The sequence below is a fragment of the Vibrio navarrensis genome, assembly GCF_000764325.1.
Taxonomy (GTDB): Bacteria; Pseudomonadota; Gammaproteobacteria; order Enterobacterales; family Vibrionaceae; genus Vibrio; species Vibrio navarrensis.
On the sequence record NZ_JMCG01000001.1, the window covers coordinates 3137652 to 3162279 of the forward strand.

The following is a 24628-nucleotide window of genomic DNA, read 5'->3' on the forward strand; positions in this document are numbered from 1 at the left end:
TCAGGTGTATAGTTAGGAAAAGAAACCAATAAACACAGAAACTTTTAACCTTTGATGCCAACCCAGTACTAACGCCGCATTAAGGGGCAGCCAACGCTACTACCAACTCACCGCATAACAGCGTAATCACAAAAACTAACGCATAATAAAAATGCCACGCGTTGGCTGTCCCTCTTAAATGCTTTGTTAGCTTACCTTTTCACACATTTCGTGCGATTTAATTATATTGACCGCTTCGTGTGATGAGCTATACTCCAATTAGACTAAAGACTGTGGAGAATAACCATGTATACATTAACAGCAAATGACGCTAAACGAAATTTTGGTGAATTGCTTCTTAATGCTCAACGCCAACCAATTAAGATCAGTAAAAACAGCAAAGATGCTGTTGTCGTGATGTCTATACATGACTACGAAGAGCTTGAAATGATGAAAACAGAATATCTTAAACATTGTTTCAACGTGGCTAAAGATGACTTGGCAAAAGGCAATGTCGTTGATGGTAAAGATTTTTTGAATGAGCTATAACAAACAATATGCACAATAAACAATATAAACTGAGTAGTTTGGCTCAAACTCATTTACGTAAAGTAAAAAATTATACCATCAACAATTTTTCCGAATTACAGTGGCAACGTTATAAAGAAACACTACTTTCTGGCTTTCAAATGCTCGCTGATAATCCTGATTTAGGACGAAGCTGCCATGAAATATATAGTAACGGCTTTTACTTTCCGATTGGAAAACACACTGCTTACTTCACAAAGGAAGAGAATTTCATCTTAATCGTAGCTGTATTGGGGCAATCTCAGTTACCGCAAAATCACCTGAAATAATAAACAATTATGGGCGATACTTTCGACTGGTAAGCTAACGCCCTGCTAAGGGGTGAGCAATGCGCTACGAATGCTACCGCACACCGCCTTAATCACAAAACCCACCGCATACTGAAAATGCCACGCATTGCGAATCTCTCTTAAGCAGTTTGTTAGCTTAAATTTCAACGTCTTAGATTTACCAAACCTGAGATTAACCTGATTTAGGAAACTGGCAAACCACTTAAGTTTGAAAACCCGAAATTTTTGATAAATCATTTTCGGAAAACTCAGAGCGAACGCAAAACTTCCAAAGCGACTTTGCGCCAAACTGGCTAACCTCGTGTAGCCCCAAAACCCAATTGAGACAACAACTCAAAATTCACGTTGGCAAACAATGCTGATTTGCCGAAATAACCTGAACGAACTGCCAAGGGAAGAAAAACAGGCTGCAAACAATTGATTTTCATTATTTTAAGCTAACGCCCTGCTAAGGGGTGAGCAATGCACTGCTAAAGCTACCGCACACCGACTTAATCACGAAACCCACCGCATGCTGAAAATGCCACGCATTGCGAATCCCTCTTAAGCAGTTTGTTAGCTTAAATTTCAGCATCTTAGATTGATCAAACCTGAGATTAACTTGATTTAGAAAACTGGCAAACCACTTGAGCTTTAAAACCCGGAATGACTCAAACTTTGTAACCGTTCATTTGCTTTGAAACCAGCAAATTTTGAAAATTCATCTTCGGAGAACTCAAAGCGAAAGCAAAATTGCCAAAGCGACTTTGAGCCAAATTTGCTAACCTCGCGCAATCCCAAAACTCAACTGAGGCAACTGCTCGAAACTCACGTTGACAAACAATGTTGATTTGCCGAAAAATCTGAACGAATGGCCAAGGGAAGAAAGAAAAGACCACAACCAATTGATTTTCAATGTTTTAAGCTAACGCCCTGCTAAGGGGTGAGCAATGCACTGCGAAAGCTACCGCACACAACTTTAATCACAAAACTCACCGCATGCTGAAAATGCCACGCATTGTGAATCCCGCTTAAGCAGTTTGTTAGCTTAAATTTCAGCACCTTAGATTGATCAAACCTGAGATTAACTTGATTTAGAAAACTGGCAAACCACTTGAGCTTTAAAACTCGGAATGACTCAAACTTTGTAACCGTTCACTTGCTTTTAAACCAGTAAATTTTGATAAATCACTTTCGGAAAACTCAAAGCGAAAGCAAAACTTCCAAAGCGACTTTGCGGCAAACTTGCTAACCTCGTGCAGTCCCAAAACTCAATTGAGGCAACTACTCAAAACTCGCATTGATAAACAATGCTGATTTGCCGAAAAACCTGAACGAATGGCCAAGGAAGAAAGAAAAGACCACAACCAATTGATTTTTAATGTTTTAAGCTAACGCCCTGCTAAGGGGTGAGCAATGCACTGCAAAAGCTGCCGCACACCGCCTTAATCACAAAACCCACCGCATGCTGAAAATGCCACGCATTGCGAATCCCTCTTAAGCAGTTTGTTAGCTTAAATTTCAGCATCTTAGATTGATCAAACCTGAGATTAACTTGATTTAGAAAACTGGCAAACCACTTGAGCTTTAAAACCCGGAATGACTCAAACTTTGTAACCGTTCACTTGCTTTGAAACCAGTAAATTTTGAGAACTCATTTTCGGAAAACTCTTCAAAGCGAAAGCAAAACTGCCAAAGCGACTTTGCGCCAAACTGACTAACCTCGCGCATTCCCAAAACTCAATTGAGGCAACTGCTCAAGACTTGCGTTGGCAAACAATGCTGGTTTGCCGAAAACCTAAACGAATTGCCGAAGGAAGAAATAACAAGCAGCAAACAATTGATTTTTAATGTTTTAAGCTAACGTCCGGTTAAGGGGCAGCCAACGCCATTACCAAGCTTCCGCATAACACCGTAACCACAAAAACCAACGCATAATAAAAATGCCGCGCGTTGGCTGTCCCTCTTGAACCGTTTGTTATGGCTAACAACTCACTGATTTATTGGTAAAACCTTAAGAAAGGTCTATCCGTTCATCTCGACATTCGTAAGAGCCCATTTCGAATTCTCGACAAATCCAAGGGCGATTTTCGTAAATTGTGCACATGAACGTTTCACGATCTAGAGCTGAACACCAACCATCTGACAAACGCAGCATCGTTTCTCCACCCCATTCATCGAATGCAATATGCTGCTCTGGTACACCTGTATCGGTAATGATCATAACCTCTAAACGGCAGCAACAAGCATGGCAGTTTGAGCACGATATTTCCGGATTTGATACATTTTTAATTGGGATTGTCATCGAGTTCTTCAGCGAGTTTAATCGCAGAATAGTACTCCAATTTAAACCAATTTACCGACATTAATGATGAACTAAACTTGATAGCCATAACGCCCGCTTAAGGGGCAGCCAACGCCACTACCAAGCTTCCGCATAACACTGTAACCACAAAAACCAACGCATAATAAAAATGCCACGCGTTGGCTGTCCCTCTTGAAGCGTTTGTTAGCCGATTTTCAGATCTAGCTTGAAATTACGAATGATTTTTTCATCCAAACAACTACGTAAAAACTTATTCATTGCTGTCATATCATTAGAAGAATAGAAGTCGAGCATGAGCGTATTAAACTCTTGTTGACGCTTGGCTTGCACATTAATGATAGGGAAACCGTTAGCTAACAAAATACCGTTCATCATGAACCGACCTGTACGTTTGTTAACATCCCAAAAAAATTGAGCGCGTGCCATTTGTAAAAATGCAGTAATTGCTTGATCGTAAACATCAGATTCGCTATTCACCTGACTCTCAACTTCAAGCCATTTTTCGTCCAACTCATCTGGAGCCGGAGGCTCATACTCTGACCCCGTGATAGAAACGTAACCAGAGCGAAATTTACCCCACTCTAACGCTTCTTCTTTGCCTGCGATATTGTGGATTTTTAAGGCGGTTTCTTTATTAAATTGGAACTCACCTTGATCAACCAAGCCAAAAATAAACTCCCATGCTCGAGCTTGGTTCATTGCCATATTTTGATCACTAATTCGATGACCACCTACGGTGATCCCATCTAGAATGGTTTGCACCTCAGGTAAAGTCATTGCAACACCTTCGAGGTTAACAGCGTCATAAACCAAAGCCGGTACATCTCTTTTGGCAAGTTGTTTGGCCAACGGTATATTGGGTTTCATATTCCACATGTTATCTGTTAATGCTGTCATAGTGATATTCTTCAATGTAAGTAAAACTCGGCTAAGTATACACTTACTGATGAGTAAGGTGCTAGAAGTCGGCTAACGCCGCGTTAAGGGGTGAATGCAGGGCGTCCGCATGAGTGGTTAGAATTTAGTCATTGACTTAAATCCAGCGACTAAGACTTGCTCCAAGAAGCCGGGGTTCATCATGCAACGTTTCTGCTTCATTGGCACACTAATTTTGCTTGGCTCAGCTCTTAGCATGTTAAGCGCCATGTGTCTTAAACCTGCCAAATTTTCAGCCGCGTTTTGTCGGTAAATCTGACAAGCATCTTCTCGCATGCTCACATCTAAAATCCAGTGCATTGACTCTATGCCCCAGTGGGCTCGAATGGCATTTCCTGCCTGCTCCGCGGTCAGGTCTGCTGAACTTATGTAGTAGCGGTACTCCAGCTTTGGCGCTTTACCTTTGGCAACTCGGTAATTTTCAACCATGACAATACTGGCGAGTCCGCTCCACGTTGAGAAGTCACCCTCTAACTCACTAGCCTTGAGTACATGGCAAGTACGTGCTTCAACGCGGCCTTTTTGTTTCTCGATTTGATAAGTGGTTTTGTCAATCGGGGCACGGCGGTGTGGGGCGAAGGCTGTCTGTATGGCTGCCGACAACTTGCCTTGATTCCCCTTTACTGCCAACAAGTAATCACCGCCCTTGCTAGTGATCGCCTTGGCAATCTTGGTCTGGCAGGCCATCGCATCAATCGTCACGATAGCTCCTCGCAAGTCGAGCATCTTAATAAGCTCTGGAATCGCGGTAATTTCATTGCTCTTATCGTCAGTTTTGAGTTGGCCCAATACCAGTTGGTTGGCACTTGCATAGGCGCTCACCATATGGATGGTGCTTTTCCTGTCGTCTCTATCGTAGGAGCCGCGCAAAGTCTTGCCATCAATGGCAACCACCTCACCAAACGTCATGGTATGTACCGCATTCATCCAACCCAGGAAGCAGTCGCGAAACTCGGCAGGATCAATATTTGCAATCAAACGAGCAAAGGTATCGTCGACAGGCACACCGTTTTCAAACAGTCCCTGTTTAAGAAACCACTCATGGTGGCCAAGAACATATTCACGAATGTCAGTCCAGCCTTGACCTCCGGCTATCACGGCACAGATAGACCCAAACAAAATATCAAACAGAGGATAATCAACTTTTGCACTTTGTCGTTTGTCACGGATGATACTGAAATGCGCTTTGATGGTATTAATATTCATGGTCGCTCCCCAAAAGAAGAGCATAAGATCACAGACCGTGCTTCAGGTCAAATTTAACCTTGCGTTGTACAAGAAATGTTCATGATCTTGCCCTGGGGGTGAATGCCGCCTAAACCAAGTTTCCGAAGACCACCTTTACCACCCAAACTCACTGCAAACCAAAAATGCTACGCGGCATGAATCCCACTTAAACGCCTTGTTATATTTATAGTACGACACTCGAACTTGTTATAGAATCCAGAATCAATAGGTGATTAATTTAACACAACAGTTACTCGAGACCCGATTATGTCATTAGTTACTTTAAGTATGCGTTACAAAAAACAGGCGAATAATGGTTTAGGATTTAAAAAAGATCTCGATGAATCTCTACGTACATTGAAAGCTTATGGTTATATTCTGACCCCAAATCAGGAAAGCTATATCTCAGCTCAAAACGGATGCAAAGTTGCGATTAGTGATCCCGTTAAAAAACGTAGAGCAAGCGGTACAATTTCAAAATTGGTTCCGACTCAGCTCAGTAACTCCGGAAAGCAACGATATACTATTGAGTTTTCAGATTTACGAGAAGTCACCTTTGTTCTAGAAGACTTTTCCGCACACAGAAAAGGCGTAAAAGTACACGATAAAAATGGTCTAGAGGTCAAATAAATATAACGCCCGGTTAAGGGGCAACCAACGCTACTACCAACTTTCCGCATAACACCGCAACCACAAAAACAACGCGTAGTAAAAATGCCACGCGTTGGTTGTCCCTCTTGAACCGTTTGTTATGTGTTTGTTTCAATTGGACTTTCACATAATCACTAAAATAATTACCGACCACATTTTGAATAATGAAAAGCTCTACCTCGAATAGTGCTCTTTTCTTTTTTGGCATAATGATAGAATTTCAATCCTTTCTGCTGTCGTTGATGATTGCCATTTGAGTATGTCATTGAGTGTTCTGAAACATCCTAAACAAATGTCATTTTCATCTAGACTGCAATGCCTATTACAAGGTGATTTAGGATCTTCACTTTCGGTTTCATTTACGTTAACCATAGTTAATATCCCTTTATAAACAATATCTTGTGATAGAAAAAGTTATTGGAATTTGGCCTTACACATAACGCCCTGTTAAGGGGTGAGCAACGCAATACCTAAGCCGCCGCATACCACCTTAAACACTAAAACCAACGCATAGTAAAAATGCCACGCGTTGCGAATCACTCTTAAACAGTTTGTTAGGCAAAATCTAACTCAATAGAAAGACACATCCTTTTCAGTATCTTTTCCAATTTGGCGAAATCTAATTCTGCCGACCGTTTTACGGTCAGTGTAATAGTAACCAGAAAGCTCAAACTTAGATTTTTTATTTTCTTCAACTTTCCTAACGTCAAATATCGTTGTTCCTAAGTATGAACTCCAATTAGGATCTTTAGGCAAAGAGCGATACATATAATATAGCTTAGGTTCTCCACCCTCTACTATTGGTGTACTTTCAAGAGTTAAAGACTTTGAAGTCTCTGTATGTATATTAATTTGGGTCTCAAGTAGTGATTGTTTAATCAATACCCTTACTGGGATTACCTGTTTATTTTCAGTTGTAATCTCCCCTTCCCAAGTACCGTTTAAGTCTGGGTACAATGAAGGGATGAAAAACTTTAATATTTTCCATATTGGTCGGGCTGTAAAGTTAGACGTGATGATCAGTATTAGAAGAATGGCTATACCACCAGAAATACTCATAATAGTTAAGCTATTATCGAAATGGCTACTAATGAGGTCATATGTGGTTAAGCTCAAAATAGTTGTTAATACTGCAACAATTCTAAAAAGGAACTTGAAATTTACAATCCTAAACATATTAATTCAAATCAGAAAACTTATGTAAACAGCGTTTACCATTACTCTTAGCTGATATAAGAGCTATGTATGACTCTTGTAATGTAGACCCAAGACCAGCAGAAAAAGTCAACTCGGGGTTTGCTATATCCTTGATTGATTGAAAGATTAACATTTCATTTATTTCATCTGACTCAATATACCCGGCAACGCCATCAGCGGCGCAAAATATGATACTGAAACCTTGCTTTCTCAAAAAATCAGCGATTAAATTTGTCTTATTGTTCACTAAGTGATTGATTCGAGAGAGTTCGTCTATGTCATTTTTCAAATACGATGATGTAATCATTTGTCCGATATCATCGCCATCAATTGTTATGTAGATCATAATTCTTCACTGTTTACTGCATCCTGCCATTATACTCTATAAGCAGCTAAACGCATTCTCTTTTGCCTAACGCCCGGTTAAGGGGCAGGCAACGCTACTACCAACTTAACGCATAACACCGTAACCACAAAAACCAACGCATAATAAAAATGCCACGCGTTGGCTGTCCCTCTTGAACCGTTTGTTATGCTTAAACTTCAAACACTTAGCTTTAAGCCATCATTAGAATAACTCAGACTTTCAAACCAACCCAAGCACCAAAACTCGTTAACCTGATCGAAACCATGATTTGAACAAAAACTGAGTTAAATTCACTTCGCTCAAGATAACAAAGTGCCCTTTCAATGAAAATCTGACCAACCAAGCTCACAGCAAATTGGCGTAAAACTCGAATGAGGCAACAACGCTGAACCACATGCGCCAGCCAAATTGCCTTTTCATTAGGCAGCGCAAAACAATAGCAAATTGCCGATGCGCTTTTGGCCGATAAGCCAAGGAACCAAATCACTCAAAGCGACTTTGAGAAAAAGAAACTCAACACGAACCAGCTCGAAACTAAAATGAGGCAAGCACTCGGAATTCACAGCATCAATTTACATGAAACCGCGACAGCATTATTCAATTGCCGACAAACACGAACGAATGGCCGAAGGAACAAAGAAAAGGCCACAACCGATTGATTTTGTGAGATTAAGCATAACGCCCGGTTAAGGGGCAGACAACGCCACTACCAAGCTTCCGCATAACACCGTAACCACCAAAACCAACGCATGGTAAAAATGCCGCGCGTTGGCTGTCCCTCTTGAACCGTTTGTTATGCTTAAACTTCAAACACTTAGGTTTAAGTAACCATTAGAATAACTCAGACTTTCAAACCAACCCAAGCACCAAAATCCGTTAACCTGATCGAAACCATGATTTGAATAAAAACCACGCTAAATTCACTACGATCAAAAGAACAAAGTGCCCTTTCAATAAAATCCTGACCAACCAAACCCACAGCAAATTGGCGTAAAACTCGACTAAGGCAACAACGCTGAACCAGCAGAGCCAACGAAATTGCCTTTTCATTAGGCAGCGCAAAACAATAGTAAATTGCCGATACGCTTTTGGCTGATAAGCCAAGGAGCCAAATCACTCAAAGCGACTTTGAGAAAAAGACACTCAACACGAACCTGCTCAAAACTAAAATGAGGCAACCGCTCGACATTTACAGCATCAATTTAATTGAAACAGCGACCGCCTTAACCAATTGCCGACAAACAAGATCGAATGGCTGAAGGAACAGAGAAAAGGCCACAACCGATTGATTTTATGAGATTAAGCATAACGCCCGCTTAAGTGGTGAGCAACGCAATACGATGTTACCGCACACCACCTAAATCACTAAGTTTACCGCAAACCACAAATGCCACGCGTTGCGAATCCGTCTTAAAGCGTTTGTTATGTTTAAGCTTCAAGGGCTTACGTTTTACAAAAACCAAGATTAACTCAGCGTTGACTCACAAACAAAAGCCAAGACCTAAAAAACTGAAATGACTCATAGATTTGAAAAACAACTTCAAATTTCGACTGTTCAAGCCCAAAACCTAAGATCAATTTTCTGATTGAGCCAACCACCCTAACCTCGCGCTTACCCGAGAATTGACTGAGGCAACTCTCTGAATTTCCAGCGCCAAACGAAGCCAACTTGCCGACAAGCGCAAAACCTACAAGCCGAGGGAGCAAAGAAAAGATACAACCAACTGATTTGACGTGATTAAACATAACGCCCTGCTAAGGGGTGAGCAATGCACTACAAAAGTTACAGCACACCAATCTAATCACAAAACCCACCGCATGCTAAAAATGCCACGCATTGCGAATCCCGCTTAAGCAGTTTGTTAGCTTAAATTTCAGCACCTTAGATTGACCAAACCCGAGACTAACCCAATTTGGAAAAGCAACAAACCACCTGAGTTTTAAAACCCGAAATGGCTCAAACTTTGTGGCCGTTCATTTGCTTTAAAAACCAGTAAGTTTTGAAAACACGTTTTCGCAAAACTCAAAGCGAAAGCTAAACCTGCCAAAGCAACTTTGCATCAAATTGGCTAACCTCGTGCAATCCCAAAATTCAATTGAGGCAACAACCCAAAACTCGCTTTGACAACCAATGCTGATTTGCCGAGAAACCTGAACGAATGGCCAAAGGAAGAAAGAAAAGCAGGGAAAAATCATGAACATCCTTGCTACATAAGGGCTCAAAGCTGGTCAAAAACTTCACAACGAGCCTATTAGATAAATAGCCAAAAATTGTAACTCATTGATTTTAATCAACCATGAAAATCAACTCGATTCAAACTATTCAATCTATCCGGATTTTTCACTTTCGAATTCTTTATCAGAATGCTGCAAACCCTTTAAACACGGGCATGTTCATGATTTTTCCCTGGAAAGAAAAGACCACAACCAATTGATTTTAATTGTTTTAAGCTAACGCCCTGCTAAGGGGTGAGCAATGCACTGCCAAAGTTACCGCACACCAACTTAATCACGAAAACCGCCGCATGCTAAAAATGCCACGCATTGCGAATCCCTCTTAAACAGCTTGTTAGTTGCGTACTCAACTCGTCCACCAACCCCTTTATTTGAGATTGTTTATACCCATCGATAGCTAGACGCTCACTTTCGTTGACTAAGAAACCAACTAGTACCCTTTCCATTTAGTTTTGAATGGTTAGTTCATCATAAGCCCGGTGAAGTTTATTCCGGGCTTTGTCTACATCAAACAACCATTCAATGGATGCTTTCTCTGTATTGCGCATAGTCTCCCAAGCTTTAAGTTCCCGATGTAATTCCTCCCAACTCCCGATACGTCGATTAAGGCATTGCTGATTCATAACGCCGATCTCAATCTCCACCATGTTGAGCCAACTGGCATGAGGGGGAGTATAGTGGAAAGTGATTTTCCTTAATATTCGACGAGCCTCTCCCGCAGGGAACGTGTGATAAAGTGCGCCAGCCTTGTGAGTGGTAAAATTGTCTAATACAACATGAATTTGCTCTGCATCCGGGTAATGTTCATCAACTAACTCTTTCATGCACCAAGCAAAGTCTTCGAACTTTTTGGTTTTTGTTGCTTTCGCATGTCGCCAACCATTATGTCGGTCATACATCAGGAAGATATTCGCTACCGCTTCCCTGCGATATTCATAATCGATGCGTTCTGGTTGTCCAGGTTTAGCTGAAATAGGCTCTCTTGTATGGGAAACCATCTGCTTCATGGCCTCATCGAAGTTAATGACCGGCTCTTTGGGGTTGGCAGGTTGAGCATACAACTCCAAAACTTCTTCCATCTGTGCAATGAAGTCCGCATTGAGTTGACCAATGCACCACATTTTCTTCTGCCATGGTTTGAGTTGATTTTCCTTAAGTCGTGAGCGGATTGTTTCCAGAGAAATACTTTCTAAGTCCGTCAAAGCAATCAGCCTGTCTGCAATTAAAGAAAGCGTCCAGCGAGCGACCCCTTCAGGTGGCTTGGTACAGGCGATAGTGATAAGCGTGGCTTCCTCGCTTGAGCTTAATGCCTTCGGCTGCCCACGACGTTTTCCTTCTTCCAGGGCAGATTGCAGGCCTTCTTCAACAAAACCGCGTTTGGTTCTATAGACCGTTGAAGTACTGGTGTTTAAGAGCTGACATATTTCAGCGTCTGTATGTTGCCTGTGATTTGCCAGTAAAAGGATTTGGGCACGTTTTAGCTTTCTGGCGTTGTGCTTCCCTTTACTGGTGAGTTCGTTAAGTTCAGCAATTTCTTCACAAGTTAGTTCAACACGGTAGGAGATATTCATGGCATGATAGGCTTCATTCTTAAAACCAACAATTGCTCATACTCCGGTAAAAATGTCGATCTAAGATGGGAAAATGTCTGGGAAATACACCAAGAAACAAGGGCAGTATCTGGCCTATATTTACTACTACACCAAAGTGAATGGACGAGCGCCAGCTCATGCAGATCTACAAGATTACTTTGAGGTATCACCACCAAGTGTTCATCAGATGTTATTGAAGCTTGAAGAGCGTGGATTGATAACGAAAGAAGCTGGTGTCAGCCGAAGTATCAAGGTGGCTATTGATGTAAAAGAGCTACCATTGGATTGGTAGCTCAATCGATCAGAATTAAATGGAAACGGTACTAGATCAACAGAGATAAGGATTAACTCTACTAATTCATTAAATGTAAAGACATAGAGTGATGGGTGTTGGTGGATAAATGTATTCCTAACTGTCTGCAAACGGCTAACTTTTTCTTTTTCAAATCGCTGACTATCAATTACTTGACTACCCATGTAAGGAAGAAAGTCTTCTTTCCGCAATTTTTCGTAAAGCCATTCGATATTATCCAAATCACCATACTCTGAGTGATAACTACCTTTTTTCCGAACTAGGCGTGAGTCCGATGTAATGAGAGCTAAACACATTGCCGATTGAACAGAATTATGCCCATAGATCACTGCCCATTTGAAATACGTGTTTTGCCCTCTTTCAATTTGAGACAAAGCGTCAAGTAAGCACCGCAATGACATGACTAGATCTGTTTCGAGATCAAATGATACCAAACTCTCTTTCATGTACTTACCTATTATTTATGAAAGCAACTAACGCCCGCTTAAGGGGCAGACAACGCTACTACTAACTTTCCGCATAACACCGTAATCACACAAACCAACGCATAGTAAAAATGCCACGCGTTGGCTGTCCCTCTTGAAGCGTTTGTTATGGCTATTTTAATATACTATATACTCTTTAGGGCAAACCCCTGTATTACTATAATCTTCTTTACTATCCAAAATTAATATATCCACCATCTTCATTAACCGTTTAGGTTTATGGTTGGAAAACTCAATATTAATAGAAATCGACCTGCCATCATGACTCTCGCCATTTACTGTCAAACAACCATAACTTTCATATATTCTTTCCTTGTGGCTAATAATTTTTGACATGCTGTCTTTAAATAACAACTGCTCAATTATAAAAGGATCATTTACATCCAAGCCAACCATTAGTGCTTCATCAAAAAAGTCTTTATATGTCAATTTGATATTTTCTCTTTTTGCATTAGCAAGATACATTTCATAAAATGAAAACAGCGAAACTTCTTTGTAACCTTGCGAGCAACCTGCTAAAAAAGCAATAATAACAAGCAAAATCTTCATGTTATTTACCCATAGCTTTTGCTAACTGCTCTTCTATATATGCAGGTCGCCCTTTTATCCTACGAGCAGCAATGCATAATAAACCAGAGCATGACAACAATAGCTCCTCAACATTAAAGCTTCCTTTTATAGAGGTACTAATTAATCCAAGCTGTAATGTTGCTGTATAGGATGTAGTTCCAGAGCCTTCATTTTTAAAACTAACTGCAACTCTCTTCACTTGCAATCCGAGTTCTTCTATAACATCTTTACCGCTAAAAGTCACAACACCAACTTTGCCGGATAAAATAGAATTGCCATTACTGTCTACTGTTAGCTTTGCTGTTCCAACATCGAACATAATCGAAGTTGTTAACCCTTTATTGCTCGAATATGCAATTTCGATTAACTTTGCAATAGTTAATTTAATTTCCTTATCTTTAACACTCATAATTACCACCAGATTTCTAAATATGGGGCATATGTTAAAACTGAGTAGTTGACATACAAAAATATCAATTACTACATTTGCGGCTCATATCTCTTTTGTATAAAAGAAGTGTACTGTTCAATAGCCATAACGCCCTGCTAAGGGGTGAGCAATGCACTACAAAAGTTACCGCACACCAACTTAATCACAAAACTCACCGCATGCTGTAAATGCCACGCATTGCGAATCCCTCTTAAGCAGTTTGTTAGCTTAAATTTCAACGCCTTAGATTTACCAAACCTGAGACTAACCCGATTTAGGAAACCGGCAAACTACCTGAGCTTTAAAACCCGAAATGACTCAAACTTTGTGGCCGTTCATTTGCTTTACAAAACCAGTAAATTTTGAGAACTCATTTTCGGAAAACTCAAAGCGAAAGCAAAACTTCCAAAGCGACTTTGCGCCAAACTGACTGACCTCGTGCAACCTAAAAACTCAATTGAGGCAACAGCTCAAAACTCACGTTCATATACAATGCTGATTTGCCGAAAAACCTGAACGAATTGCTAAAGGAAGAAAGAAAAAACCACAACCATTTGATTTTACGTGTTTTAAGCTAACGCCCTGCTAAGGGGTGAGCAATGCAATACGAAAGTTACCGCACACCGCCTTAACCACAAAACCCAACGCATGCTGAAAATGCCACGCATTGCGAATCCCGCTTAAGCAGTTTGTTAGCTTAAATTTCAGCACCTTAAATTTACTAACCGCGAGACTAACCCTATTTGGGAAACCGGCAAATCACCTGAGCTTTAAAACCCGAAAGAACTCAAACTTTGTAGCCGTTCATTTGCTTTGAAACCAGCAAATTTTGAAAATTCATCTTCGGAGAACTCAAAGCGAAAGCAAAATTGCCAAAGCGACTTTGAGCCAAATTTGCTAACCTCGCGCAATCCCAAAACTCAACTGAGGCAACTGCTCGAAACTCACGTTGACAAACAATGCTGATTTGCCGAGAAACCGGAACGAGCCGCCAAGGGAAGAAAAAATAGGCTGCAATCAATTGATTTTCATTGTTTTAAGCTAACGCCCTGCTAAGGGGTGAGCAATGCACTGCAAAAGCTACCGCACACCGCCTTAATCACAAAACTCACCGCATGCCAAAAATACCACGCATTGCAAATCCCTCTTAAGCAGTTTGTTAGCTTAAATTTCAGCACCTTAGGTTTGCTAAGCCCAAGATTAACCTGATTTGCAAAAATGGCAAACAACCTAAGTTTTGAAACCTAAATTGACTCAAACTTTGTAGCCATTCGTTTGCTTTGAAACCTGTAAATTTTGATGAACCATTTTCGGAAAACTCAAAGCGAAGGCAAAACTGCCAAAGCGACTTTGCGCCAAACTGGCTAACCTCGTGCAACCCCAAAACTCCATTGAGGAAACCGCTCAAAACTCGCATTGGTAAACAATGCTGATTTGCCGAGAAACCTGAACGAATGGCCAAGGGAAGAAAGAAAAAACCACAACCAATTGATTTTATTTGTTTTAAGCTAACGCCCTGCTAAGGGGTGAGCAATGCACTGCCAAAGCGGCCGCACGCCGCCTTAATCACAAAACCCAACGCATGCTGAAAATGCCACGCATTGCGAATCCCTCTTAAGCAGTTTGTTAGCTTAAATTTCAACGCCTTAGATTTACCAAACCTGAGACTAACCCGATTTAGGAAACCGGCAAACTACCTGAGCTTTAAAACCCGAAATGACTCAAACTTTGTGGCCGTTCATTTGCTTTACAAAACCAGTAAATTTTGAGAACTCATTTTCGGAAAACTCAAAGCGAAAGCAAAACTTCCAAAGCGACTTTGCGCCAAACTGACTGACCTCGTGCAACCTAAAAACTCAATTGAGGCAACAGCTCAAAACTCACGTTCATATACAATGCTGATTTGCCGAAAAACCTGAACGAATTGCTAAAGGAAGAAAGAAAAAGCCACAACCAATTGATTTTCATTGTTTTAAGCTAACGCCCTGCTAAGGGGTGAGCAATGCACTGCCAAAGTTACCGCACACCAACTTAATCACGAAAACCGCCGCATGCTGAAAATGCCACGCATTGCGAATCCCTCTTAAGCAGTTTGTTAGCTTAAATTTCAACGTCTTAGATTTACCAAACCTGAGATGAACCCGATTTAGGAAACCGCCAAACCACCTGAGCTTTAAAACCCGAAATGACTCAAATTTTGTGGCCGTTCATGCGCTTTGAAAACCAGTAAATTTTGAGAACTCATTTTCGGCAAACTCAAAGCAAATGCAAAACTTCCAAAGCGACTTTGCGCCCAACTTGCTCACCTCGTGCAATCCCAAAACTCAATTGAGGCAACCGCTCAAAACTCGCATTAGCGAACAACGCTGATTTGCCGAGAAACCTAAACGAATTGCCAAGGGAAGAACGAAAAGACCACAAGCAATTGATTTTTATTGTTTTAAGCTAACGCCCTGCTAAGGGGTGAGCAATGCACTGCTAAAGCTACCGCACACCGCCTTAATCACAAAACCCACCGCATGCTGAAAATGCCACGCATTGCGAATCCCGCTTAAGCAGTTTGTTAGCTTAAATTTCAGCACCTTAGATTTACTAAGCCCGAGATTAACCTGATTTGGGAAACTGGCAAACTGCCTGAGTTTTGAAACCCGAATTGGTTCAAACTTTGTAACTGTTCATTTGCTTTGAAAAACAATAAATTTTGATAACACACGTTCAGAAAACTCAAAGCGAAAGCAAAACTTCCAAAGCGACTTTGCGCCAAGCTGGCTAACCTCGCGCAGCCCCAAAATTTAATTGAGGCAACTGCTCAAAAATCACGTTGGCAAACAATGCCGATTTGCCGAGAAATCTGAACGAACAGCCAAGGGAAGAAAAAACAGGCTACAACCAATTGATTTTCATTGTTTTAAGCTAACGCCCTGCTAAGGGGTGAGCAATGCACTGCGAAAGCTACCGCAAACCACCTGAATCACGAAACTCACCGCATGCTAAAAATGCCACGCATTGCGAATCCCTCTTAAGCAGTTTGTTAGCTTAAATTTCAGCACCTTAGGTTTACCAAAACTGAGACTAACCCGATTTGGAAAACTGGCAAACCACCTGAGTTTTAAAACCCGAATAGGCTCAAACTTTGTGGCCTTTAATGCGCATTGAAAACCAGTAAATTTTGAGAACTCATTTTCGGAAAACTCCTCAAAGCGAAAGCAAAACTTCCAAAGCGACTTTGCACCAAATTGGCTAACCTCGATTAGGCCCAAAACTGAATTGAGGCAACTGCTCAAAACTCGCGTTGGCAAACAATGCTGATTTGCCGAGAAACCTGAACGAATGGCCAGAGGAAGAAAAAACAGGCTGCAAACAATTGATTTTTATTGTTTTAAGCTAACGCCCGGTTAAGGGGCAGACAACGCCACTACCAAGCTTCCGCATAACGCCGTAACCACCAAAACCAACGCATAATAAAAATGCCACGCGTTGGCTGTCCCTCTTGAACCGTTTGTTATGCTTAAACTTCAAACACTTAGCTTTAAGTAACCATTAGAATAACTCAGACTTTCAAACCAACCCAAGCACCAAAACTCGTTAACCTGATCGAAACCATGATTTGAACAAAAACTGAGTTAAATTCACTTCGCTCAAGATAACAAAGTGCCCTTTCAATGAAAATCTGACCAACCAAGCTCACAGCAAATTGGCGTAAAACTCGAATGAGGCAACAACGCTGAACCACAAGCGCCAGCCAAATTGCCTTTTCATTAGGCAGCGCAAAACAATAGCAAATTGCCGATGCGCTTTTGGCCGATAAGCCAAGGAACCAAATCACTCAAAGCGACTTTGAGAAAAAGAAACTCAACACGAACCGGCTCGAAACTAAAATGAGGCAATCGCTCGAAATTAACAGCATCAATTTAATTGAAACAGCGACCGCCTTAACAAATTGCCGACAAACAAGATCGAATGGCCGAAGGAATAGAAAAAAGGCCACAACCGATTGATTTTGTGAGATTAAGCATAACGCCCGGTTAAGGGGCAGACAACGCCACTACCAAGCTTCCGCATAACACCGTAATCACAAAAACCAACGCATAATAAAAATGCCACGCGTTGACTGTCCCTCTTGAACCGTTTGTTATGCTTAAACTTCAAACACTTAGCTTTAAGCAACCATTAGAATAACTCAGACTTTCAAACCAACCCAAGCACCAAAACTTGTTAACCTGATCGAAACCATAATTTGAACAAAAACTGAGATATATTCACCACGATCATGAGAACAAAATGCCCTGTTAACGAAAATCTGACCAATCAGACTCACAGCAAACTGGCATGAAACTCGAATGAGGCAACTACGCTGAACCAACAGCGTCAGCCAAATTGCCTTTTCATTAGGCAGCGCAAGACAATAGAAAATTGCCGATACGCTTTTGGCCGATAAGCCAAGGAGCCAGATTACTCAAAGCGGCTTTGAGAAAAAGAAACTCAACACAAACCAGCTCAAAACTAAAATGAGGCAACCGCTCGACATTCACAGCATCAATTTACTTCAAACAGCGACAACATTATTCAATTGCCGACAAACAAGAACGAACGGCTGAAGGAACAGAGAAAAGGCCACAACCGATTGATTTTGTGAGATTAAGCATAACGCCCTGCTAAGGGGTGAGCAATGCAATACGAAAGCTACCGCACACCGCCTTAACCACAAAACCCAACGCATGCTGAAAATGCCACGCATTGCGAATCCCTCTTAAGCAGTTTGTTAGCTTAAATTTCAGCACTTTAGATTTACCAAGCCTGAGATTAAACCGATTTGGAAAACCAACAAACCACTTAAGCTTTGAAACCCGAAATAACGCAAACTTTGTGGCCGTTCATTTACATTAAAAATCAGTAAATTTTGACAACCCGTTTTCGCAAAACTCAAAGCGAACGCAAAACTTCCAAAGCGACTTTGCGCCAAATCAGCTAACCTCGCACAATCCCAGCACTCAATTGAGGCAACGGCTCAAAACTCGCATTGTTAAACAATGCTGATTTGCCGAAAAACCTGAACGAATGGCCAAGGGAAGAAAGAAAAGACCACAACCAATTGATTTTATTTGTTTTAAGCTAACGCCCTGCTAAGGGGTGAGCAATGCACTGCAAAAGCTGCCACACACTGCTTTAATCACAGAACTCAACGCATGCTGAAAATGCCACGCATTGCGAATCCCGCTTAAGCAGTTTGTTAGCTTAAATTTCAGCACCTTAAGATTTACCAAAATCAAGGTTAACCTGACTTGGAAAACCAGCAAACCACTTGAGTTTTAAAACCCGAAATAACTCAAAATTTGTGGCCTTTCATGCGATTTGAAAACCTGAAAATTTTGATAGATCATTTTCGGCAAATTCAAAGCAAATGCAAAACTTCCAAAGCGACTTTGCGCCAAACTGGCTAACCTCGCGCAATCCCAAAACTCAATTGAAGCAACTGATCAAAACTCGCATTGGCAAACAATGTTGATTTGCCGAAAAACCTGAACGAATGGCCAAAGAAGGGAAAAGCCACAAACAACTGATTTTATTCGTTTTAAGCTAACGCCGCATTAAGGGGCAGCCAACGCTACTACCAACTCACCGCATAACAGCGTAATCACAAAAACTAACGCATAATAAAAATGCCACGCGTTGGCTGTCCCTCTTAAATGCTTTGTTAACTGATTGTCAATCTTGAACAATCAACGGCAATAGCAACAGACTAGCACCAAATGCGTAAAAGATTGGAAGAATCGCAACACTAAATCCTGCAGCCAATGCTTCATACTCTACAGTTAAATTACTCAGCGTTAAAATTATTCCGTAAAACGTTGTTAATCCCGCGCTAAACCACATTACTTTTAAAAAGATTGAAAAATTAATCACTAAAGTCCGCCCTTTAATGATAAGTAACGAGAAAATTGCTGGCACAAACGTACATATAATTGAAAAAGCATCAAAAAATTGAAGCCAACTATTCATTAGAAATAGATGACTAAAAATATAAATACAAGATAACCAGTAGATTAGAACACCAATTTTATTCAAGAGTAAATCCCCGCACTTAAATATATTCGCATCAGTTAACGCCGCATTAAGGGGCAGACAACGCTACTACCAACTCACCGCATAACACCGTAATCACAAAAACTAACGCATAATAAAAATGCCACGCGTTGGCTGTCCCTCTTAAATGCTTTGTTAGGCGGCGGTTCTCTGCATTATATGTTGAGGACCAGCTGGACCACCTAAATACAAATTCCCGGTGTCTTCAAAACCACATTTAAGATAACAATTGTACGCGGCTTTATTACGGCAATTTACCGTCAATTGTAACCGTTCAAACTCGGGATAGGTTGAAGCAACATAGCTTGGTAACAAATTCATTGCTCTACTCGCAACACCTAAACCTTGATGATTATGATCAATCAGCAAAGCTCGAACGCCTAGCGCTTTTGGATCACTAAAACTATAAGCGTCAGAATAAGATAGATCTAAGACGAAAAAACCAACAACTTGATCATTTTCGATGATCAAATGAGGATGTTCATCTTCTTTTAAAGATAAGATGAATTCACCAAGCTTATCGACTGTGAACTGAACTTGTTCGGGTTTTACTCGTAATTTTTCAACTTCAGCATCACGAGTTTTATTATATTTCTCAATAATTAACATGTTACCTCGATCTCAAATGACGCCTAACGCCCTGCTAAGGGGTGAGCAATGCGCTACGAATGCTACCGCACACCGCCTTAATCACAAAACCCACCGCATGCTGAAAATGCCACGCATTGCGAATCCCTCTTAAGCAGTTTGTTAGCTTAAATTTCAGCACCTTAGATTTACCAAAGCTAAGATTAACCCGATTTGGGAAACCAACAAACCGCTTGAGTTTTAAAACCCGAAATGACGCAAACTTTGTGGCCTTTCATGTGATTTGAAAACCAATAATTTTTGACAACACATGTTCGCCAAACTCAAAGCGAAAGCAAAACTTCCAAAGCGACTTTGCGCCAAGCTTGCTAACCTCGCGCAATCCTAAAACTCCATTGAGGCAACTGCTCAAAACTTGCGCCGGCAAACAATGCTGATTTGCCGAGAAACCTGAGCGAATGGCCAAAGGAAGAAAGAAAAGACCACAACCAATTGATTTTAATTGTTTTAAGCTAACGCCCGGTTAAGGGGCTGACAACGCAAAACACTGAACTTAAAATAACAACCGTAATCACAAATGCTGATTTGAACAAAAACCGCCACGCGTTGGCAGTCCCTCTTTAACCGTTTGTTATGCCGCTACATTTCGCCCGATTTGATTTTGGACTGAGCTTCACTTACCGTTTGCTTACCAAACAATATATCCATCATCGTGATGATTCGTTTCTTGTCGTCTCCCCACTTGTCTGTACTGGCACTGTTTGGCACCTTGAACTCGACTTCACCAACTTTCTCATTATTTTTATATGCTTTAACTTGGGCGTCTGCAATAAACGTCCTGAAGTCCCAGCTCCAACGAGAAACATAAGTAAGTGTAAGCTCAGAGCTCTTAGGTGGAGTACCATCACTCACAACCGTGCATTTGTGAGCCGTATCCAAACACCATTCTTGCATCGAATCTAAGAAAATTTCTCGAGTTGCGTCATCTTTTACGATAGTGATTTCTTTGCTCTGGTTCTCTCCCGAGATAGCTTCAGCTGTATATTTTGGTGCAGCACATGCTGCTAATAAAACGGGCAAACCAAGGATAATGATTTTCTTATACATTTTACATCTCTCTAATAAATAATAATTTTGTTGAAATTTCAAGTTGCGGCATAACGCCCTGCTAAGGGGTGAGCAATGCACTACGAAAGCTACCGCACACCGCCTTAATCACAAAACCCACCGCATGCTGAAAATGCCACGCATTGCGAATCCCGCTTAAGCAGTTTGTTAGCTTAAATTTCAGCACCTTAGATTTACTAAGCCCGAGATTAACCTGATTTGGGAAACTGGCAAACTGCCTGAGTTTTGAAACCCGAATTGGTTCAAACTTTGTAACTGTTCATTTGCTTTGAAAAACAATAAATTTTGATAACACACGTTCAGAAAACTCAAAGCGAAAGCAAAACTTCCAAAGCGACTTTGCGCCAAGCTGGCTAACCTCGCGCAGCCCCAAAATTTAATTGAGGCAACTGCTCAAAAATCACGTTGGCAAACAATGCCGATTTGCCGAGAAATCTGAACGAACAGCCAAGGGAAGAAAAAACAGGCTACAACCAATTGATTTTCATTGTTTTAAGCTAACGCCCTGCTAAGGGGTGAGCAATGCACTACAAAAGCTACCGCACACGACCTTAATCACGAAACCCACCGCATGCTGAAAATGCCACGCATTGCGAATCCCTCTTAAGCAGTTTGTTAGCTATTTTTTCTCAGTAACTGATTTGAATGATTCAAAAATGAATGTCGCCAACCCACCTGAAGCACTTGAATTTGCATAATCTTCTAAAGGCTGACAGAAGTTTAATTTGAATTTATCAATCGCTTCTTCTGGAGTGCGAGCTTGTATCGTATCACCGTCTACTTCAAGCCCCGAACTCAAGAGTTCTTTCTTTTCAAAAAGATAAGTTTCTGGTATCCGCCCCATGAACCCACGGGGCGATATTGTTAGTGTTTGAAGTTCCAAGGCAGGAGTGCATCGATATCTGGTTCTGCTTTCGCTAACTCCTGCATGCACTTGACTATGTAGTCGTAAAGGATAAGGCCGTTGGCTTTCGCTGTCTCGACGATACTGTAAAGCATCGCGCTCGCTTCCGCTCCATTGGGATTGGTCGAGAAGAGCCAGTTCTTTCTCCCAATAACCAGCGGTTTTATTGCGCGTTCAGCACGGTTATTGTCTATCGATAAGTGACCGTCATCGATATAGCGAATGAGCTTCGGCCACTGACCGAGCGTGTATTTTATCGCTTTACCCAGCGGGCTAGACTCAAGCACTTTCTGAGTTGTCATCCATTCATAAAGCTCATCCAGTATCGGCTTAGCATGCTCTTGGCGCTCTGCTTTCCGTTTTTCGGCACTGGCACCTTTTAAGCGGGATTCTATCCCATAGAGTTTCTGGATTTTGGCCAGCGCTTTATCCGCTTTGCCTGACTTACCTTTGCCTTGAAGCTTTTTCGTGTCCATGAACTTGCGCCGAGCATGCGCAAAGCAACCGACATTGGTGACTCGATGAAGCCCATCATAAACACCATAGCCATCGGTTTGCAGATACCCATCATAGTCGCCCAAGAAGGCAACAGGGCACGACCTCGCGCGACTGTTTTGATAGTCATACAAGACGATATTTTTTACATTGGGCAGTGCGGCATCTGGCGAGTCCGCGCCCGAGCAGTAGAGCCACATGTAACACTGTTTATCTTCTTTGAGGACATTGAGCGGCGTTTCATCCGCCTGAATCACCATTTGCTCAAGTAGGTGCGCTTTCAAGGCCGCATAAAGTGGAGCGAACTTCTCACTGACTTGGATAATCCACCTTGCCATGGTGGTGCGCGAGAGTTCGATACCCGACTGGGTAAACAACGACTCTTGTCGATAAAGTGGCATCGCGTATTGGTATTTGCCGAGGATGATATTGGCCAACAAGCTTTCTGTAGCGAAGCTTTTAGGGATAATACTTTGCGGCGCTGGCTTTTGAACGATGCGGCTGTTGTCCTGAGTTTGCTCGCATTGGCGGCAAGCATATTTAGGACGAACATATTCCAACACTTTGAGTACCGCTGGCGTGAACTCAAGTTTCTCGCTACGGTCTTCACCGATTTTATGCAGGTGATGTTGGCAGCAAGTGCACTGCTTTTCATCGTCGTCTAAATCAAGTTCGATAACCTCACGAGGCAAGCTCTTTGGCAGGGGCTGACGTTTGCCGCGTTTCTTCATTGTGGTGGTCGTTGTGACAACATCAACCTCTTCTTCCTTAGCAGCTTCACACTCCGCTTCGTTGAAGAGGTCACCTTGGGATTCATTGTAAGGCTTTAACGCCTCTGAGCGTTTAGCGAACTGACGGTCGAAGGCAAGCTTGAGCTGTTCAAGTAGGGATTGACGCTCTTGTTGCCACTCATTTTTCTCCGACATCAGCACTTTCACCATCGCTTGTAGCTCGGCAACATCTTGGCTTTCTGGGTTGATATTTAGCGTCTTTTTCATGGCGTTGATTATACTAAAATCATGACGTTAACGCTTGGTGGATAAGACTTTATTATCGCTTAAGTCATTGTAAAATCGTTTATTTCAATGGGTTTATGGCCGATAATCGTGAAGCCAGAAAGCAGTCTATCAAGCTCGAATTGAGTTAGGGTAAACACCTCATTTTGCTCTTTGGAAGGCCACTTGTACTTGGCTTTTTCGAGGCGCTTGTACCAAAGAGCGAAGCCTGTTTTATCCCAGTACAACACTTTGACTTTATCGCGCTGTTTGTTGGTGAATAGGAACAGCGCACCACTGCCCAAGGGTAAGTCGGTGTCACTTTCGATAATCGCCGCGAGGCCGTTGATGGACTTTCTAAAATCGACGCTTTCGCGATCAGGGAAAAATCATGAACATCCTTGCTACATAAGGGCTCAAAGCTGGTCAAAAACTTCACAACGAGCCTATTAGATAAATAGCCAAAAATTGTAACTCATTGATTTTAATCAACCATGAAAATCAACTCGATTCAAACTATTCAATCTATCCGGATTTTTCACTTTCGAATTCTTTATCAGAATGCTGCAAACCCTTTAAACACGGGCATGTTCATGATTTTTCCCTGCTTTCGCGATAGAGATAGATTTCGGGAGCACTGAGCATACGTTTCATGACAGCGCACCGATAAGCTCTGCGAGATAGGTCGCTGGCGTGCCTTGTGGGATGCTCAGTTCAACATCATTGACGAGCAGGGTCATATTGGCAACGGCAACGTGAGTGGCTTGATACTTTGTGGTCTTTTCAACGACTTCTGTTTTAACAAAGCCAACCGTGTTCGGTTTTTCGCAGTGCTTTAACTGTTGGCGCTTAGCGTAAAAAGTGGAGAGACTCAGTCCGTTACGTTCACAGAATAATCGTTGTGATAACTGGCTGGATTCATAGTGTTCGAACAGGGTTCGCCATTCTTGGTTAGTGCGTCGTTTGGCCATTTCAAATCTCCTTTGGGTTGGAGGTTTGATCTTATTATTCGGGCTAGACGATTAGAATGCGGGGTTTATGATGCGCTTAGAACGCTAGGCAAAGCTGGCGAATAAATAATGGGTGGAAGTCCCATCTCAGTAAGGACTAACCATCCGCTGGGTTCTCGAGCTATGCGCTGAGTGTGGGTAACTGCATTAGTGAAGTGTTAGTAGAGGCATCTGTAGGCTAAGTATTGAGCCACGAAATTCAGTTTGGAAGTGGAGATGTTGTTAAGCGAAGCAGAATCCAATAGTGACAAGAGCGTAA

19 protein-coding genes and 1 pseudogene are annotated in these 24628 nt (G+C 41.7%); 4 read left to right on the forward strand and 16 right to left on the reverse strand.

The genetic code is table 11. The annotated features are described in order from the left end of the window. Positions 1–285: 285 nt before the first annotated feature. Positions 286–528: a type II toxin-antitoxin system Phd/YefM family antitoxin gene (locus EA26_RS13870; protein ID WP_039428513.1), complete on the forward strand. Its 243-nt coding sequence runs from the start codon at positions 286–288 to the stop codon at positions 526–528. 8 nt (positions 529–536) lie between these two features. Then, positions 537–836, forward strand: coding sequence for a type II toxin-antitoxin system RelE/ParE family toxin (locus tag EA26_RS13875; protein ID WP_039428516.1), 300 nt, complete (start codon positions 537–539; stop codon positions 834–836). Between the two features lie 2014 nt (positions 837–2850). Here EA26_RS13875 and EA26_RS20535 read toward each other — a convergent pair. From EA26_RS20535 to EA26_RS13895, 3 genes are all read right to left on the reverse strand, one after another. Next, positions 2851–3141, reverse strand: coding sequence for a YkgJ family cysteine cluster protein (locus EA26_RS20535; RefSeq protein ID WP_080569473.1), 291 nt, complete (start codon positions 3139–3141; stop codon positions 2851–2853). Positions 3142–3345: 204 nt separating this feature from the next. Continuing rightward, positions 3346–4059 (reverse strand): Fic family protein, encoded by a 714-nt coding sequence (locus EA26_RS13890; RefSeq protein ID WP_172465333.1) that lies wholly within the window; start codon positions 4057–4059, stop codon positions 3346–3348. A 117-nt stretch (positions 4060–4176) separates the two neighbouring features. After that, positions 4177–5304, reverse strand: coding sequence for an ISAs1 family transposase (locus EA26_RS13895; protein ID WP_039426512.1), 1128 nt, complete (start codon positions 5302–5304; stop codon positions 4177–4179). A gap of 288 nt (positions 5305–5592) precedes the next feature. On the opposite strand from EA26_RS13895, the gene EA26_RS21435 reads away from it, so the two are divergent. Then, positions 5593–5955, forward strand: coding sequence for a hypothetical protein (locus tag EA26_RS21435; RefSeq protein ID WP_039428522.1), 363 nt, complete (start codon positions 5593–5595; stop codon positions 5953–5955). A 195-nt stretch (positions 5956–6150) separates the two neighbouring features. On the opposite strand, the gene EA26_RS20550 is transcribed toward EA26_RS21435, so the two are convergent. The 4 genes from EA26_RS20550 to EA26_RS13940 form a co-directional block, all read right to left on the reverse strand. Next, a complete protein-coding gene (locus EA26_RS20550) occupies positions 6151–6348 on the reverse strand; it encodes a DUF1289 domain-containing protein (RefSeq protein WP_081947082.1) in 198 nt (65 codons plus the stop codon). Positions 6349–6546: 198 nt separating this feature from the next. After that, a complete protein-coding gene (locus tag EA26_RS13910; protein WP_420719015.1) occupies positions 6547–7035 on the reverse strand; it encodes a Cap15 family cyclic dinucleotide receptor domain-containing protein in 489 nt (162 codons plus the stop codon). 118 nt (positions 7036–7153) lie between these two features. Then, a complete protein-coding gene (locus EA26_RS13915) occupies positions 7154–7519 on the reverse strand; it encodes a mCpol domain-containing protein (protein ID WP_052079772.1) in 366 nt (121 codons plus the stop codon). 2702 nt (positions 7520–10221) lie between these two features. Continuing rightward, positions 10222–11346, reverse strand: coding sequence for an IS630 family transposase (locus EA26_RS13940; RefSeq protein ID WP_039428535.1), 1125 nt, complete (start codon positions 11344–11346; stop codon positions 10222–10224). Between the two features lie 73 nt (positions 11347–11419). Between EA26_RS13940 and EA26_RS13945 the strand changes: the two genes are divergently transcribed. Then, positions 11420–11659 (forward strand): LexA family protein, encoded by a 240-nt coding sequence (locus EA26_RS13945; RefSeq protein WP_020432846.1) that lies wholly within the window; start codon positions 11420–11422, stop codon positions 11657–11659. A 623-nt stretch (positions 11660–12282) separates the two neighbouring features. On the opposite strand, the gene EA26_RS13950 is transcribed toward EA26_RS13945, so the two are convergent. From EA26_RS13950 to tnpA, 9 genes and pseudogenes are all read right to left on the reverse strand, one after another. Then, complete coding sequence (locus EA26_RS13950; protein WP_039428537.1) at positions 12283–12714, reverse strand: hypothetical protein; 432 nt, start codon at positions 12712–12714, stop codon at positions 12283–12285. Position 12715: 1 nt separating this feature from the next. Then, positions 12716–13144, reverse strand: coding sequence for a hypothetical protein (locus EA26_RS13955; RefSeq protein ID WP_039428538.1), 429 nt, complete (start codon positions 13142–13144; stop codon positions 12716–12718). A gap of 5727 nt (positions 13145–18871) precedes the next feature. Continuing rightward, on the reverse strand, positions 18872–19231 hold the full coding sequence (locus tag EA26_RS21490; protein ID WP_032471909.1) for a hypothetical protein: 360 nt from the start codon (positions 19229–19231) through the stop codon (positions 18872–18874). 153 nt (positions 19232–19384) lie between these two features. Next, the gene (locus EA26_RS13975; RefSeq protein ID WP_039428546.1) at positions 19385–19858 is read right to left on the reverse strand and encodes a GNAT family N-acetyltransferase; all 474 of its coding nucleotides are present in this window, start codon (positions 19856–19858) and stop codon (positions 19385–19387) included. Positions 19859–20476: 618 nt separating this feature from the next. Beyond that, positions 20477–20944, reverse strand: coding sequence for an Sbal_3080 family lipoprotein (locus tag EA26_RS13985; RefSeq protein ID WP_039428551.1), 468 nt, complete (start codon positions 20942–20944; stop codon positions 20477–20479). Positions 20945–21584: 640 nt separating this feature from the next. Continuing rightward, positions 21585–21848, reverse strand: coding sequence for a hypothetical protein (locus EA26_RS13990; protein WP_235425326.1), 264 nt, complete (start codon positions 21846–21848; stop codon positions 21585–21587). Continuing rightward, the gene (tnpC, locus tag EA26_RS13995; protein WP_039428553.1) at positions 21830–23362 is read right to left on the reverse strand and encodes an IS66 family transposase; all 1533 of its coding nucleotides are present in this window, start codon (positions 23360–23362) and stop codon (positions 21830–21832) included. Before tnpC ends, EA26_RS13990 begins: the two co-directional genes overlap by 19 nt. A gap of 59 nt (positions 23363–23421) precedes the next feature. Beyond that, positions 23422–23721 (reverse strand): annotated as a pseudogene (gene tnpB, locus EA26_RS14000) (IS66 family insertion sequence element accessory protein TnpB); the annotation flags it as partial. A 288-nt stretch (positions 23722–24009) separates the two neighbouring features. Beyond that, a complete protein-coding gene (gene tnpA / locus EA26_RS14005) occupies positions 24010–24330 on the reverse strand; it encodes an IS66 family insertion sequence element accessory protein TnpA (protein ID WP_039423672.1) in 321 nt (106 codons plus the stop codon). Positions 24331–24628: the final 298 nt, after the last annotated feature.

What these genes read in the sequence shown, in the direction of transcription:
- EA26_RS13870 (WP_039428513.1), top strand. Translation starts at nt 286, where the DNA reads ATGTATACATTAACAGCAAATGACGCTAAACGAAATTTTGGTGAATTG.
- EA26_RS13955 (WP_039428538.1), bottom strand. Translation starts at nt 13,144, where the DNA reads ATGAGTGTTAAAGATAAGGAAATTAAATTAACTATTGCAAAGTTAATC.
- EA26_RS13985 (WP_039428551.1), bottom strand. Translation starts at nt 20,944, where the DNA reads ATGTATAAGAAAATCATTATCCTTGGTTTGCCCGTTTTATTAGCAGCA.
- EA26_RS13950 (WP_039428537.1), bottom strand. Translation starts at nt 12,714, where the DNA reads ATGAAGATTTTGCTTGTTATTATTGCTTTTTTAGCAGGTTGCTCGCAA.
- EA26_RS20550 (WP_081947082.1), bottom strand. Translation starts at nt 6,348, where the DNA reads ATGGTTAACGTAAATGAAACCGAAAGTGAAGATCCTAAATCACCTTGT.
- EA26_RS20535 (WP_080569473.1), bottom strand. Translation starts at nt 3,141, where the DNA reads ATGACAATCCCAATTAAAAATGTATCAAATCCGGAAATATCGTGCTCA.
- EA26_RS21435 (WP_039428522.1), top strand. Translation starts at nt 5,593, where the DNA reads ATGTCATTAGTTACTTTAAGTATGCGTTACAAAAAACAGGCGAATAAT.
- EA26_RS13945 (WP_020432846.1), top strand. Translation starts at nt 11,420, where the DNA reads ATGTCTGGGAAATACACCAAGAAACAAGGGCAGTATCTGGCCTATATT.
- EA26_RS13890 (WP_172465333.1), bottom strand. Translation starts at nt 4,059, where the DNA reads ATGACAGCATTAACAGATAACATGTGGAATATGAAACCCAATATACCG.
- tnpC (WP_039428553.1), bottom strand. Translation starts at nt 23,362, where the DNA reads ATGAAAAAGACGCTAAATATCAACCCAGAAAGCCAAGATGTTGCCGAG.
- EA26_RS13910 (WP_420719015.1), bottom strand. Translation starts at nt 7,035, where the DNA reads ATGAGTATTTCTGGTGGTATAGCCATTCTTCTAATACTGATCATCACG.
- EA26_RS13975 (WP_039428546.1), bottom strand. Translation starts at nt 19,858, where the DNA reads ATGTTAATTATTGAGAAATATAATAAAACTCGTGATGCTGAAGTTGAA.
- EA26_RS13915 (WP_052079772.1), bottom strand. Translation starts at nt 7,519, where the DNA reads ATGATCTACATAACAATTGATGGCGATGATATCGGACAAATGATTACA.
- EA26_RS13940 (WP_039428535.1), bottom strand. Translation starts at nt 11,346, where the DNA reads ATGAATATCTCCTACCGTGTTGAACTAACTTGTGAAGAAATTGCTGAA.
- EA26_RS13875 (WP_039428516.1), top strand. Translation starts at nt 537, where the DNA reads ATGCACAATAAACAATATAAACTGAGTAGTTTGGCTCAAACTCATTTA.
- tnpA (WP_039423672.1), bottom strand. Translation starts at nt 24,330, where the DNA reads ATGGCCAAACGACGCACTAACCAAGAATGGCGAACCCTGTTCGAACAC.
- EA26_RS13895 (WP_039426512.1), bottom strand. Translation starts at nt 5,304, where the DNA reads ATGAATATTAATACCATCAAAGCGCATTTCAGTATCATCCGTGACAAA.